At 61.2% G+C, this 13,383-nt stretch carries 9 protein-coding genes, 1 pseudogene and 1 riboswitch; of the genes and pseudogenes, 7 read left to right on the top strand and 3 right to left on the bottom strand.

The genetic code is table 11. The features are described 5' to 3' along the window. Positions 1-301: 301 nt before the first annotated feature. Positions 302-1,165, top strand: a complete 864-nt coding sequence (locus PO860_RS19680) for an RNA polymerase factor sigma-32 (RefSeq protein WP_012559312.1) — start codon at positions 302-304, stop codon at positions 1,163-1,165. A gap of 140 nt (positions 1,166-1,305) precedes the next feature. Here PO860_RS19680 and PO860_RS19675 read toward each other — a convergent pair whose 3' ends face one another. After that, the gene (locus PO860_RS19675; protein ID WP_273884423.1) at positions 1,306-2,850 is read right to left on the bottom strand and encodes a M48 family metalloprotease; all 1,545 of its coding nucleotides are present in this window, start codon (positions 2,848-2,850) and stop codon (positions 1,306-1,308) included. A gap of 389 nt (positions 2,851-3,239) precedes the next feature. Further along, positions 3,240-4,778, bottom strand: coding sequence for an MDR family MFS transporter (locus PO860_RS19670; RefSeq protein ID WP_273884424.1), 1,539 nt, complete (start codon positions 4,776-4,778; stop codon positions 3,240-3,242). Between the two features lie 116 nt (positions 4,779-4,894). On the opposite strand from PO860_RS19670, the gene PO860_RS19665 reads away from it, so the two are divergent. The 4 genes and pseudogenes from PO860_RS19665 to PO860_RS19650 all read left to right on the top strand — a co-directional run bounded on the left by PO860_RS19665 (position 4,895) and on the right by PO860_RS19650 (position 8,899). Beyond that, positions 4,895-5,419 carry a MarR family winged helix-turn-helix transcriptional regulator gene (locus tag PO860_RS19665; protein ID WP_273884425.1) on the top strand — a complete coding sequence of 175 codons (525 nt, stop codon included), beginning with the start codon at positions 4,895-4,897 and terminating at the stop codon, positions 5,417-5,419. A 198-nt stretch (positions 5,420-5,617) separates the two neighbouring features. Beyond that, positions 5,618-6,274, top strand: a complete 657-nt coding sequence (locus tag PO860_RS19660) for a thiamine diphosphokinase (protein ID WP_273884426.1) — start codon at positions 5,618-5,620, stop codon at positions 6,272-6,274. 3 nt (positions 6,275-6,277) lie between these two features. Beyond that, positions 6,278-8,098 (top strand): ABC-F family ATP-binding cassette domain-containing protein, encoded by a 1,821-nt coding sequence (locus PO860_RS19655; RefSeq protein WP_273884427.1) that lies wholly within the window; start codon positions 6,278-6,280, stop codon positions 8,096-8,098. Positions 8,099-8,270: 172 nt separating this feature from the next. Continuing rightward, positions 8,271-8,899, top strand: a pseudogene (locus tag PO860_RS19650) (hypothetical protein). A gap of 110 nt (positions 8,900-9,009) precedes the next feature. Here the strand turns inward: PO860_RS19650 and PO860_RS19645 are convergent. Continuing rightward, entirely contained in the window at positions 9,010-10,860 is a 1,851-nt protein-coding gene (locus tag PO860_RS19645; protein WP_273884429.1) for an ABC transporter ATP-binding protein/permease, read from the bottom strand. Between the two features lie 154 nt (positions 10,861-11,014). Beyond that, positions 11,015-11,092: riboswitch (SAM riboswitch) on the top strand. 48 nt (positions 11,093-11,140) lie between these two features. Here PO860_RS19645 and metA point away from each other — a divergent pair. Both metA and PO860_RS19635 read left to right on the top strand, forming a co-directional pair. Then, positions 11,141-12,064: a homoserine O-acetyltransferase MetA gene (metA, locus tag PO860_RS19640; RefSeq protein ID WP_273884430.1), complete on the top strand. Its 924-nt coding sequence runs from the start codon at positions 11,141-11,143 to the stop codon at positions 12,062-12,064. A 228-nt stretch (positions 12,065-12,292) separates the two neighbouring features. Beyond that, positions 12,293-13,315 (top strand): aldose epimerase family protein, encoded by a 1,023-nt coding sequence (locus PO860_RS19635; RefSeq protein ID WP_183608531.1) that lies wholly within the window; start codon positions 12,293-12,295, stop codon positions 13,313-13,315. The last annotated feature ends 68 nt before the right edge of the window (positions 13,316-13,383 follow it).

The following is a 13,383-nucleotide window of genomic DNA, read 5'->3' as shown; positions in this document are numbered from 1 at the left end:
CGTTTAACACACGTAATTGCGGACTGCTCGCCGGGCGCTGCCTCGACGGGCGAGTTGCTATTCCGTCAATGTTCGATGAGGAGCGGATCATGCCTTTTCAATATTGCCCATCCGGCAACGTGAAGAAACAGGTCCAGCCCAGCCGTCTTAACGGCACATGATGTGAAATAGGGCCTCCCCCTGAAAAGTCCAGGGGCGAGGTTTTTATGCATTCAGAACCCCTTTCAATCCGGACAGCGATGTTCCGGCAGGTGAGTTTTATTGTTCATTTAGGGCGAGAGGCCTGTTTCAGGAGATCGAAATGAAGAACATGTCTGCAGATCGGCGCATGATCAAAATCGCGATGGCCGCCCCTTATCTCGCCCGTCAGGAAGAACACGATCTGGCCATCCGCTGGAAGGATCATGACGATCGCGGCGCGCGCAACCAGATCGCCATGGCTCATATGCGCCTCGTCATCTCCATGGCGGGCAAGTTCCGCAATTTCGGCCTGCCGATGAGCGACCTCGTGCAGGAGGGGTATGTCGGCCTTCTGGAGGCCGCCGCCCGCTTCGAGCCGGAACGCGATGTGCGCTTTTCCACTTATGCCAGCTGGTGGATCAGGGCTTCGATCCAGGATTATATCCTGCGCAACTGGTCGATCGTGCGCGGCGGCACGAGCTCGGCGCAGAAGGCACTATTCTTCAATCTGCGTCGTCTGCGCGCCAAGCTCGCCAAGGGTGACACGCAGCTGACGCTGCAATCCATTCACCAGGAAATCGCCGCGGCGCTCGGCGTCAGCCTCGCCGATGTACAGACCATGGATGCCAGGCTTTCCGGCAACGACGCCTCGCTGCAGGCGCCTTCGGTCTCCGGCGATGCCGAGAGTGCGGAGAAGATGGACTTCCTCGTCAGCGACGATCCACTGCCGGACGAGCAGGTTTCCAACATGATCGACGGCGAACGCCGCCGCGTCTGGCTCGCCTCGGCGCTGAAACATCTCAACGAACGCGAGATGAAGATCATCAGCGCCCGGCGTCTGGCGGAAGACGGTGCCACGCTCGAAGAACTCGGGGCCGATCTCGGCATTTCCAAGGAACGTGTGCGGCAGATCGAAAGCCGGGCGATGGAGAAGCTCCGCAGTGCGCTCGTCAGCGCCGATCCGCATATGGCCGCCTACGCCTGAATCTAAAACAACTCCAGGAAAACCGCTTCGCACTTTTTCCGGAGTTGTTTTACGCATGTCGTTCTCGCAAAACGGCTGACAGTTTTGCGCGACATATTCCCTCCAGCAGCACAGACTGCCCGGCGCCAGCCGGGCTTTTTTTACTCGGCGATGATTTTGACGCGATCGCCGGGTGAAACGGCTGCACCCGTGGGCAGGGCGTTGATGAGTTTGAAGAGATCGAGCTTGCGGTCGGTGCCCATCATGCGGGCGGCGAGCGTCGAGATATTTTCACCCGGCCGGACGGTGACGACGCGGATGCGCAACGGCTTCAGCGAGGCCGCCTCTGCCGGCGTCATGCGCCGGAAACTCGCACGCAGGACATTGGCCGTCGGCTCAAGGGCGTCGCTGCCTTTCGGCACGGCGGTGAGGAAACGGAAGATCTGCGCATTGTTGCGGATCACGGTGACATCGAAATCCCAGCGGTCGGCGCTGGCGCGCGCGGTCGCTGCTTCCATGCCGTTGATGGTGATCGGCTGAATGGTCGACGGGTCGAGGCCGGTCACCCAGCCGCTGGAGATATAGTTGGTGAGGCTCTGGTTCTGATTGTCGGCGACGCCGTCGAAGCGGACGGCGATGTCGTTCGGGCCGGTCGCCATCACGGCTTCGACCTTGTTGTCGATGTGGAAATCCGGCGGCACGTCGAAGCGGATGCCCAGGCCGCCGTGCAGGAAGGTCTGACCGCGCACATAGCCTTCTTCCGGGCTGTCGCCGTAGAGCAGGCCGTCTATGCCGTCGAGATAATAATCGCGGCCCTTGTCGCCGACCGCGCCTTCCTGGCCGAAGGCGCGGGCATGGGCGCGGGCAAGCTCGATGCGTTGGGCGGAGTTCGGGTGGCTCGACAGGAAGTCGAGGCTCTGGTCGGCTTCGGGATCGACCGACATGAAGCGGCTATAGGCCGCCATGGAATCGAGGAAGCGGGCGGCGGAATACGGATCGTAGCCGGCTTCGCCGAGCATGCGCACGCCGATGACATCGGCCTGCAATTCCTGCTGGCGGGAGAAGGCGGCGAGCCGCAGCTTGCCGCGGGCGAGCGCCTGCTTGCCGGCGATGTCGCTGGAGAGCACCTCGGCGACGACGCGGCTGGCGATGACCTCAGCCTCTTCGCGCTTCTGCCGCTCGATGCCGTGATTGGCCGTCACATGGCCCATCTCGTGCGACAGCACGGCGGCGACCTCAGAGGCGTCGTTGGCCAGGGCGAGCAGGCCGCGAGTGACATAGAGATAACCGCCCGGCAGGGCAAAGGCGTTGATGGCAGGAGAATTCAAAATGGTGATGCGGTAGGACTGGCTCGGATTTTCCGACACCGCCGTCAGCGCGCCGGCGATGCGGGCGACGAGGCGCTCGGTCTTGGCGTCCTTGTATTCGCCGCCATAGCTTGCCACGATGCGCGGATGCTCACGGGCGCCCATCGCCGCGCGCGGGTCGTTCTTCTGTACCTCGTCGACGATCTGCGGATTGGAAGAGGGGGAGACTGTCGGCTGATAGGATTGCTCGATCAGCGGCTGGCAACCAGTCATTCCCATAGTGATGGCCGAAAGCAGCATCAGGCGACGCGCGAAGCGCCGCGGCGCGGAGATGGCATCACTGGAAAGCGCGGGCGATTTCCACGTCGTCAAGCTATCCAGTCTGGTTCTCCGCATCATGTCGCTATATTGCCGGTTTACCGCAGGTTCGGACCGACCGTGGCAAGGAGAATTCAACGGGTGCGCACCCCTGATCTCGCGCTGCACAATCGGCCGATACAAGTCCTTGCTGTAGCTGATTTACGCATCGGTTGCATAGCGAGACTCTGTTTAAATGTGGCGCCGTTGCATTTTGGCAAGCCTCGGGCAGTGAGGCCTCCCTTCGCTCGGATGAAATTATGGCGAAAGTTCCGTCACAAAGCGGAGATTCGTCCATGGTGCGGAAAAAGAACGGACCGATTGAAGTAACCGGCCCGTTGGCGACAGTCGTGCGAGAAAATTGCAACCCCTGATCATTGTCTTGCGGAAAGAACGCCTTTTGATGAAGTATTCCGCGTGTACAATTCGGGTTATTCCGCGGCTTCCGCCGTCGTCGCTTGCGGCATCTTCGCCTCGCCGGCGCGGGGCAGCTGCACAGGTTTCAGCATGATAGCAGCCACAAGGCCGATCAGCGCAATGGCGCAGGCAGTCATGAAGAGCGGCGAGAAGGCGGCGGCATAGATATCGGCGACGGCCTGGCGGCTCGGCTCGGGAAGGGCAGCCATCATCTTCGGCGTCAGCTGTTCGATATCGGCGACACCGGGAATGGAGACGCCGACCTTGCCGAGCCCGGTGGCGATGATGGCGCCATAGATGGAAATGGCGATCGACGCGCCGCCCATGCGCGACAGTGTCACCGAGCCGGTGGCGGCGCCGACGTCGCGCGCCGGTGCTGCATTCTGGACGCCGATGATGGGAACCTGCTGGGCAAGGCCGATGCCGATGCCCTGCAGCATCATGATCGCGCCGATGAAGGCGATCGGCGTTCCCGCATGGACCTGCGACAACAGCGCAAAGGCGGTGGCGCTGCAGGTGAGGCTGGCGATGGCGAAGGGCTTGTAGCGCCCCGTCTTCGAGATGATGCGGCCTGCCGTCAGGGATCCGCAGACGAGGCCGCCGGTGAGAAGAATGAAGAGCAGACCGGCAGCAGAGGGCGACAGGCCGGTGGTGGTCTGCAGGAAGAGGGCGAGATAATTGACCATGCCGATGGCGATGGCGCCGCCCATGATCGAGATCACCAGCAGCAGGCTGAAGGTCGAATTGCGGAAGAGCTGCAGGGGAACGATCGGCTCCGGCGCGCGGCGCTCTGTGAATACCCAGGCGACGGCGCAGACGACGCCGAAGGCGACGATGCCGATACTCTGGGGCGATATCAACGCGCCGAACAGTTCGCTGCTGTCGGTAGCAAGCACAATGCTGGTCGTCGTCAGTGCGAGCAGGAGCGCACCGGCATAGTCGATCTTAGGGCGGCGATGCGGTTTTCGGTACGGCAGCATGAAGGCGAGACCGGTGAGCACGATGAAGCCGATCGGCACATTGACGAGGAAGATCGACCGCCAGCCGAAGAGATCGCTCATCGTGCCGCCGAGCACGGGCCCGATCGCGCCTGAGGCCATCAGCACGAGGCTGGAATAGCTTTGATAGCGCGCCCGCTCGCGCGGTTCGAACAGATCGGCGTTGACGGCGAAGATCGACACCATGATGCCGCCGCCGCCAAGACCCTGCAGCACGCGGGCGGCAATCAGCGTGTTCATCGAAATTGCAAGGCCGCAGACCGCCGAGCCGACGGTGAAGATCGTGATCGCCGTCATCATCACATATTTGCGGCCGAAGAGATCGCCGAGCTTGCCATAGACCGGCATGACGGCGCTCAGCGACAGGAGATAGGCCGAGCCGATCCAGCCGAAGCGCTCGAGATGGCCGAATTCGCCAACGATCGTCGGCAGCGCCGTGGAAACGATCTGATTATCCAGCGTCGCCATGAACATGGCCGTCATCAGGAAGAAGAAGAGGATGAGCCGGCGACGAGGATCCGTCACGAGCGGCGCAGGCGCGAGTTGCATGTCCATGGGAGCATCATTCCGGGTTTGCCGCTCTTTTATGTGCTAACAGCATATATCTGTCAATGGCACATTAATGACATTGGCATATTCAAATTCCGAAACGGCTCTGTTATGGTTCCGTGATGAGCGACGTGCTGACCAAGACTCCCACGCAACCGGTAGAGCCGGATGAGGAAAACGTGCCTCGCATCGGCCGGAGCATGGGTCGTATGCGGTTGATGACCGGGCGACGGTTGATCGGCCGGCTGGCGATTCAGAGCGCTGCGCCTGGTCTCGAGCTTTCGCATCTCGATGTGCTCGATGCGGTCCGCCGGGCGCAGCCTGCCGGCGAGGTCACGGTCGGCATGATCGCGGAAATGCTGCGCATCGACCCGTCACGGGCAAGCCGGGTGGTGGCCGAGATGGTCGGGCGAAACGTGCTGCGCCGTGAGGCTTCGCAGGCCGATGCGCGGCGGATTGTCGTCGTCATGACCGAGGTCGGCCAGAATTTGCTTGCCGAGATCGTCGCGCAGAAACTGGCGATCATCTCCGAGATCGTCTCCGACTGGCCGGAGCAGGATATCGAGCGCTTCGCAGCGCTTTTCGAGCGTTTCATCGGCGGTTACGAGGCGGTCTTCCTATCGCGTGACAAGGATACGCCGGGCTAGAGCAATTCCAGCAAAAGTGTGCAGCGGTTTTGCGTTCGGAATTGCGTCAAAACAAAGAGATAGAGCATTTTCGTGAATCGAAGAAAAACGGAAATGCTCTAGCGCATAATCGTGAAAAGAAGACGCACGGCGCTGTAAAGCAAACGACGCCGATCGCTGGCGCCCCTTCCCCTCGACCCCCGGTTTGCGCTAAGGGCAATGCCCATGAGCCCATCCACCTTCACCATCCTCCTTGGCGGCGAACTCAGCCTGACGGAGCGCCTGCGCCATGCCGTCGGCGACAGCCGGTTCATCGCGGCCGATGGCGGCATGCGGCATGCGCTGGCACTCGGCATTACGCCGGAGCTCTGGGTCGGCGATTTCGATTCGACGCCTGATGATCTCGAGGGTGCGTTTCCCGATGTACCGAAACAGCCCTATCCCGCAGCAAAGGCGGCGACGGACGGCGAAATCGCCGTGTCGGAAGCGATCGCGCGCGGCGGGCGGCGATTGATCCTGGCCGGTGCGCTCGGCGGCGAACGCTCCGATCATGCGCTTCAGCATTTGCTGTCGGCCGTCAGCCTGGCGGAAGAGGGCTTCGATGTCCTGCTGACTTCGGGCAAGGAAGAGGCCGTGCCGCTGCTTGCCGGGACGATCGAGCTGGATCTTCCCCAGGGCAGTCTGTTTTCGGTGCTCGGGTTCAGCGAGCTGACCGGGCTTTCCATCGAGAATGCGCGTTATCCGCTGGCCGATTTCCATCTGCCTTTCGGCTCGTCGCGCACCATTTCCAACGTCGCGGAAGGCAAGGTTTGCTTTTCGCTCCGCAGCGGCCGGGCGATCGTGCTCGCCCGGCCCTATGATCTTTCCGGAGTCTGATTTTTGGCCCCTCCCATTCTGAAACTCGACGATATCTTCCTGAGCTTCGGCGGCGCACCGCTTTTGGCGGGGGCTAGCCTGCAGATCGAGCCCGGTGACAAGATCTGTCTCGTCGGGCGCAACGGCTCCGGAAAATCGACGCTCTTGAAGATCGCCGCCGGCCTGGTCGAGGCGCAGTCCGGCGAGGTCTTCCGCCATCCCTCCGCGACGGTGCGTTATCTCGAACAGGCGCCTGACTTTGCCGGCTTCAACACGGTGCAGGCCTATGCCGAGGCCGGTCTCGGGCCGGGCGACGACCCTTATCGCGTCACCTATCTGCTGTCTCATCTCGGACTGACAGGCGAGGAGGATCCCAGAAATCTTTCCGGCGGCGAATCGCGTCGAGCCGCCCTTGCTCGCGTGCTGGCGCCGGAGCCCGACATTCTGCTGCTCGACGAGCCGACCAACCATCTCGACTTGCCTACCATCGAATGGCTGGAAGGCGAGCTGCAGAAGACGCGCAGCGCTTTGGTGCTGATCTCGCACGATAGGCGTTTCCTCGAAAAGGTCTCGACGGCAACCGTCTGGCTCGACCGCGGCACCTCGCGCCGGCTCGACAGAGGCTTTTCGCATTTCGAGGCCTGGCGCGACCAGGTGCTGGAGGCCGAGGAGTTGGAGCAGCACAAGCTCGGCAAGGCGATCGAGCGCGAGGAGCACTGGCTGCGTTATGGTGTGACGGCACGGCGCAAGCGCAATATGCGCCGCCTCGGCGAGCTGCAGACGATGCGCTCGCAATATCGCGGTCACAAGGGGCCGCAGGGCACCGTTCAGGCGACGGCTTCGGACGCGCAGGAATCCGGCAAGCTGGTGATCGAAGCCGAGAAGATCACCAAGAGCTTCGGCGAGAGGGCCATCGTCACGCCCTTCTCGATCCGCGTGCATCGCGGCGATTGCATCGGTCTGGTAGGGCCGAACGGCGCGGGCAAGACGACACTGTTGAAGATGCTGACCGGGCAGCTTTCGCCCGATAGCGGCACGATAAAGCTCGGCACCAATCTGGAGATCGCGACACTCGACCAGAAACGCGAGGATCTCGATCCCGAGGATACGCTCGCCAACTATCTGACGGATGGGCGCGGCGAAAACCTGCTCGTCAACGGCGAGCAGCGTCATGTTACCGGCTATATGAAGGAATTCCTGTTCCAGCCGGAACAGGCGCGTACGCCGATCAGGAGCCTTTCCGGCGGCGAGCGCGCGCGGCTGATGCTGGCGCGCATCCTCTCACGCCCGGCGAACCTCTTGATCCTCGATGAACCCACCAACGACCTCGATATCGAGACGCTCGACCTCTTGCAGGAAATCGTCGCCGGCTTTCCCGGCACCGTCATTCTCGTCAGCCACGACCGCGATTTCCTCGACCGCACCGTCACCTCGACGATCGCGCCTGCCGTGCCGGATGCACCCGATGGCCGCTGGATCGAATATGCCGGCGGCTATTCGGACATGCTTGCGCAGCGCAAGGGCGCGCTCGAGGAGCGCAAGAGGGCAGAGAAGGCGGCGGAGAAGCCGAAGACGCAGGAGGCAGCGCCCTCCGCAGGGAGTGCCAAGAGCAAGCTCTCCTTCAAGCAGAAATTCGCGCTGGAAAATCTGCCGAAGGAAATGGCGAAAGCCGAGGCCGAAATCGCTAAGCGCGAACAGGTGATGGCCGATCCCAATCTTTTCACGCGTGATCCCGCAGCCTTCAACCGGCTTGCGGGCGAGATGGAGAAATTGCGCGCCAGCCTGACCGACATGGAGGAGGAGTGGCTGGAGCTCGAAATGTTGCGCGAAGAACTGGAAGGTTGAGCTTCGCAAACTTGTCGGCTCACCTTTCCTTGATTGGCCAATGTATCGCTGCGCGGCATAGGGTGCGCTCCGGCAGCAAATCCAAGTGTTACAGCGTCCTTTTTGCGCATCTGAAAAAACGCGCGGCGCTGTAGGGATATTGCCGATCGCAAGGGCGACAAGGAAAAGTCATATGTCTCGCAAGCCTCATTCCAGAATTCTCATGGCACTTGCCGCTGGCGGCCTCGCCGCGCTTGCCGCATCGCAGGCCGTACAGGCACAGGATAGTAACCGTGTTCGCGTTCGCGGCGCCATCGAAGCCTCAGCGGCGATAAGCTCGTCGTCAAGACGCGCGAAGGCAGCGATGCGACGATCACGCTGAAAGCCGGTTGGAAAGTCGGTGGCGTCAAAAAAGCCTCGGTCGAGAATATCAAGCCCGGCGATTTCGTCGGGGTCGCCTCTCTCCCGAAAGGCACCGGCCCGGATGGCGCGATCGAGGTGCTGATCTTTCCGGCGTCGATGAAGGGAACCGGCGAGGGCAATCGCCCCTGGGATGCGCAGCCGAACAGCCAGATGACCAACGCGACCGTCAGCAATGCCGTCAAATCCGTCGACGGCCACACGATCACGCTGACCTATCAGGGCAAGGAAAAGACCATCACGATCGCCGATGCGACACCAATCGTGACCTTGGCACCGGCGACCAAAGATGATCTGAAGACCGGCGCCGGCGTCATCGTCACCGGCGAGAAGGCAGCGGACGGCAGCATCTCGGCCAGCCAGGTGGCCGTCGGTCTCAATGGCATCACGCCGCCGATGTGATCCGCGGGCTTAGAGCGGTTCAGCTTTTGATGGAATCGGAGAACCGTTCTAAGTTTTTATTTTTTGCGCAATTCCCGGCAAAAGCGCTTCGCGCTTTGCCTGGAATTGCTCTAAAGCGCCGGCGCGGGTACGGCAGCAGCGCCTACACTGGCGCTGGCGCCGCTCTGGGCGACAGGCGGTTCCTCGGATTTTGACGGCAGCGCCTGCAGGTGCAGGACGCGCGGCTTCAGCGCCTCGAGATAGGCCTCGGAGCGGCCGATATAGATCATGCCGCTTTCGGGCAGTGTGGTGAGCAGTTTGGCCATGGTTTCCTGCCATTCCGGCTCCATGCCTTCCAGCACTTCGTCGAAAATGATCCAGCGCGGGCGCACGAGCAGCAGGCGGGCGAAGCCGATCGCCTTCTGTTCGTCGCTGTCGAGCAGCTTGTCCCAGCGGGCGCGGGTATCGAGCCTTGCGATCAGCGAATGCAGGCCGGCCTTTTCGAGAGCCGCCTCAATATCCGCCTTCTGATAGGCATCGGCACTTTCGGGGAAGGCCAGCGCCTCACGCAATGTGCCGCCGGGGACATAGGCGATCTGCGGAACGAACAGCATGTCGTCGATCGGCGGCAGGCCCATCGTGCCGCTGCCGCACGGCCAGAGGCCGGCCATCGCCTGGAACAGCAGCTTGCGGTTGACGCTGTGATCGCCGTTGATCATGATCTTTTCGCCGGCCTTGATCACGACATCGGTTTCACGCAGACGGAAGCCGCCGCATTCGTCGATCTCTTCGCCGATCTTGGCGACGATGACGATATCCTTCAGCGTCAGCGTGTCGGCCGCGGTGTTTTCATAGGCGATGCTGTCCTTGAGGTCGAAGTCCTCTTCCATGTCGACCAACGCCTGGCGGAAATCGGTGACGCGCATCAGCGTGGCCCGCCATTCGGCGATCGGGCCGAAATTGGCGACGTACCAGCGCAGCGCCGTATTGACCTGATTGAAGGCGCCGACCGACATCATCAGCTGGCCGAGGGTGAGGCCGCCGGAGAAATAGGCAGGGGCGGCGACGATGATCGGGATGACGATCACCAGCCAGCCATAGCCGGCCGAAACCCAGGTGAGGTTGGTATTGGCCATGGCGAGCCGCTTGACGACCCTCAGCACCGAGCTGATGTCGGTGTTGATGCGCCGGCGCTCATTCTCCTCGCCGCGGGCGACGGTGATAGCCGGCATGTTTTCGTTGGCGTGCATCAAGGTGAAGCGAAGCTCGGCCTCCTTCGAGAAACGGTCGGCATTGAGCTTCACCAGCTTGCGGCCGACGACCTGGCTCAGCACCGAGGCGGAAGCGGCATAGAAAATCGCCGCCCAGACCATGTAACCCGGAATGGAGAAGCTGTGGCCGCTGATCCGGAAGATGAAGCCGCTCGAAAGCTCCCAGAGCACGCCGATGAAGCTCACCAGAAGAATGGTCGATTGCAGCAGGCCGAGAACCAGCCCTGTCGTGCTTTCGGCGAGATTGCGGGAATCCTCGTGCAGGCGCTGGTCCGGATTGACGCCGATCAGGCCGCTGGAGGCGAGCCGCAGCGCCCGCTTGCGCTTCAGCCATTGATCGACGAGATCGCGCGACAGGCCCTCGCGCATATAGAGCGCGGTCATCTGATTCAGCCAGGCTTGCAGCACGTTGAGCAGCAGCAGCGTGCCGGCGATCATCGCAAAGATTTCAAGCTGGTGGAAGAACTCGCCGAGGTCGCGGCGCTCCAGCGAATCGTAGAAGGGCGCATTCCATTCATTGAGGATGACCTGGCCGTAGGACGTCGCCAGGATAACAAGGATCAGCACGGTCGCCAGAAACAGCACCTTGCCCCGCACTTGCGAATTCCAGAACGCTGAGAACATCACCCCGAGGCGATATGTCAGGCTGAGATCATACCCTACCCTATCCTGCCTCCGGATTCCTGGCCTCCCCTCGGTCTTATCTGCCATTAACGCTTTTCCAAATCGCCCATGCTCCTATTATTAACATGGTGGCGTTACCGGTCTATCAACAGATTCTATCAGTCATTAAAGTGTGATGATGCTTGCACGGGCTGCGCCTGCATGCATTCGCCATTGATTCGCGGTCCGACTGGAGCTAATTAAAGTGCTCCGTGGTGATTTGGCCGGCCGGCTTGCAGCCACGTTAAAAAAGTCGCTAAAGGGCCGCGTGCGGACCGGTAGCGATTTTTTTCGCCGCCGGTTTTTTATTTTTGATCGAGTGACCGCAATGCCCATCAAGATCCCCGATACGCTGCCCGCCTTCGAAACCCTGGTTCAAGAGGGCGTGCGGGTGATGACCGAGACGATGGCGATCCGTCAGGACATCCGTCCGCTGCAGATCGGGCTGCTCAACCTCATGCCGAACAAGATCAAGACCGAGTTGCAGATGGCCCGCCTCGTCGGCGCCTCGCCGCTGCAGGTGGAACTGTCGCTGATCCGCATCGGCGGCCACAAGGCGAAGAACACGTCCGAAGACCATCTGCTTTCCTTCTACCAGACCTGGGAAGAGGTGAAGCAGCGCAAGTTCGACGGCTTCATCATCACTGGCGCGCCGATCGAGCTTCTGCCTTATGAGGACGTCACCTATTGGGCGGAAATGCAGCAGATCCTCGGCTGGACGGAAACGAACGTCCACTCGACGATGAACGTCTGCTGGGGCGCGATGGCGGCGATCTATCATTTCCACGGCGTTCCGAAATACGAGCTGAAAGAGAAGGCCTTCGGCGTCTACCGCCACCGGAACCTGAAACCTTCCTCCATCTATCTCAACGGCTTTTCCGACAATTTCGAAGTCCCGGTGTCGCGCTGGACCGAGGTGCGCCGCGCCGATATCGAAAAATCCGAAAGCCTGGAGATCCTGATGGAATCAGGTGAGATGGGCGTCTGCCTCGTGCACGAGAAGAAGGGCCGGCGGCTCTATATGTTCAACCATGTCGAATATGATTCCACCTCGCTGTCCGACGAGTATTTCCGCGACGTCAATGCCGGCGTGCCGATCAAGATGCCGCACAACTACTTCCCGCATAATGATCCCGCACTTGCGCCGCAGAACCGCTGGCGCAGCCATGCGCATCTTCTGTTCGGCAATTGGATCAACGAAATCTACCAGACGACGCCCTTCGATGTGGAGGAGATCGGCACGGATCTCTGAGTGTGGCAGAGCGGATGCCGCAGCGTCACCGCTGCGGCATTTCTTTCTGATCCCACGGTTGCGGTTTGGAGCAAATGCGGGCAGGTTCCGCTCCTAAAGCGCGTCGCGATCTTTCAGATTCGCTCTCCGCGCTTTAAGTCTTTGTTTTTACGCATGTCGTTATCGCAAAACCGCTGTACACTTTTGCGCGACATGCTTAAACCCCAGGAATAGAACGGACGGTCGATCATGTCGGATAAGTTGGAGCGGGAAGTTTTCGGACAGACGAAAGCAGGCGAGACCGTCTATCGCGTCGAGATCAAGGGCGGCGGGCTGACGGCCAAGATCATCACCTGGGGGGCGGTCATCCAGGATCTGCGCCTTGAGGGACATGAGGCGCCGCTGCAGCTCGGCTTCGACGACTTCGACAGCTACCCCCTCCATTCGGCCTATTTCGGCGCGACACCCGGCCGCTGCGCCAATCGTGTCGGTGGCGGTAAATTCACGCTCGACGGCAAGGACTATCAGCTGGAGCCGAATGAAAACGGCGTGACGCATCTGCATGGCGGCAGCGACAATATCGCCAAACGCAACTGGACGATCGTCGAGCATGACGTCGACCGCGTCGTGCTGAAGATCGTCGATCCCGATGGCCGCGCGGGCTATCCCGGCAATTGCACGATCCAGGCAACCTTCCGGGTGCACGGCAACGGCGAACTGTCGGTGACTTACGAATCGACCAGCGATCAGCCGACGCTCGCCAATGTCTGCCAGCACGCCTATTTCAATCTCGATGGCCGTGAAGATGCGCTTGGCCACGACATCATGATCGCTGCCGATCACTATCTGCCGACCGACGAGAGGCAGGTGCCGACCGGTGAGATCCGTTCCGTCGCGGGCACCGAATTCGATTTCCGCGAGATGGCGCCGATGAAGCGATTCGTCGGCAGCGAGCAAGCTTTGTACGACCATAATTTCTGCCTGTCGCCCGAGCGCACCGCCAAGCGCAGCGTCGCGCTCGCCCGCAGTCTCTATTCCGGTGTGTCGCTGGAAGTGCGCAGCACCGAGCCAGGCGTGCAGTTCTATGCCGGGTTCAAGCTCAATACCGGGGCGCCCGGCCTTGGCGGGCGTAAATACGGTCCCTTCGCCGGCTTCTGCCTGGAGACGCAGGTCTGGCCGGATGCCATCAATCACGAAGGTTTCCCGAATGCGGTGCTGCGCCCCGGCGAAGTGCTGCGCCAGGAGACGGACTATATCTTCACCAAGAGCTGACGGTCTTTTCAGACGCACGGCGCTGTGGACGCACGGCTGTCAGATTTGATCGCTATGAACCTCTCCGG

Source organism: Rhizobium binxianense, from assembly GCF_028994275.1.
Taxonomy (GTDB): domain Bacteria; phylum Pseudomonadota; class Alphaproteobacteria; order Rhizobiales; family Rhizobiaceae; genus Rhizobium; species Rhizobium binxianense.
The sequence above is the reverse complement of the archived record's forward strand: the minus strand, read 5'-3'. Positions and strand labels throughout refer to the sequence as shown.

Bases quoted from the DNA above. Each gene is read 5' to 3' on its own strand.
- PO860_RS19645 (WP_273884429.1), bottom strand. From the start codon at position 10,860: ATGGCAGATAAGACCGAGGGGAGGCCAGGAATCCGGAGGCAGGATAGG.
- metA (WP_273884430.1), top strand. From the start codon at position 11,141: ATGCCCATCAAGATCCCCGATACGCTGCCCGCCTTCGAAACCCTGGTT.
- PO860_RS19670 (WP_273884424.1), bottom strand. From the start codon at position 4,778: ATGGACATGCAACTCGCGCCTGCGCCGCTCGTGACGGATCCTCGTCGC.
- PO860_RS19635 (WP_183608531.1), top strand. From the start codon at position 12,293: ATGTCGGATAAGTTGGAGCGGGAAGTTTTCGGACAGACGAAAGCAGGC.
- PO860_RS19665 (WP_273884425.1), top strand. From the start codon at position 4,895: ATGAGCGACGTGCTGACCAAGACTCCCACGCAACCGGTAGAGCCGGAT.
- PO860_RS19660 (WP_273884426.1), top strand. From the start codon at position 5,618: ATGCCCATGAGCCCATCCACCTTCACCATCCTCCTTGGCGGCGAACTC.
- PO860_RS19680 (WP_012559312.1), top strand. From the start codon at position 302: ATGAAGAACATGTCTGCAGATCGGCGCATGATCAAAATCGCGATGGCC.
- PO860_RS19675 (WP_273884423.1), bottom strand. From the start codon at position 2,850: ATGATGCGGAGAACCAGACTGGATAGCTTGACGACGTGGAAATCGCCC.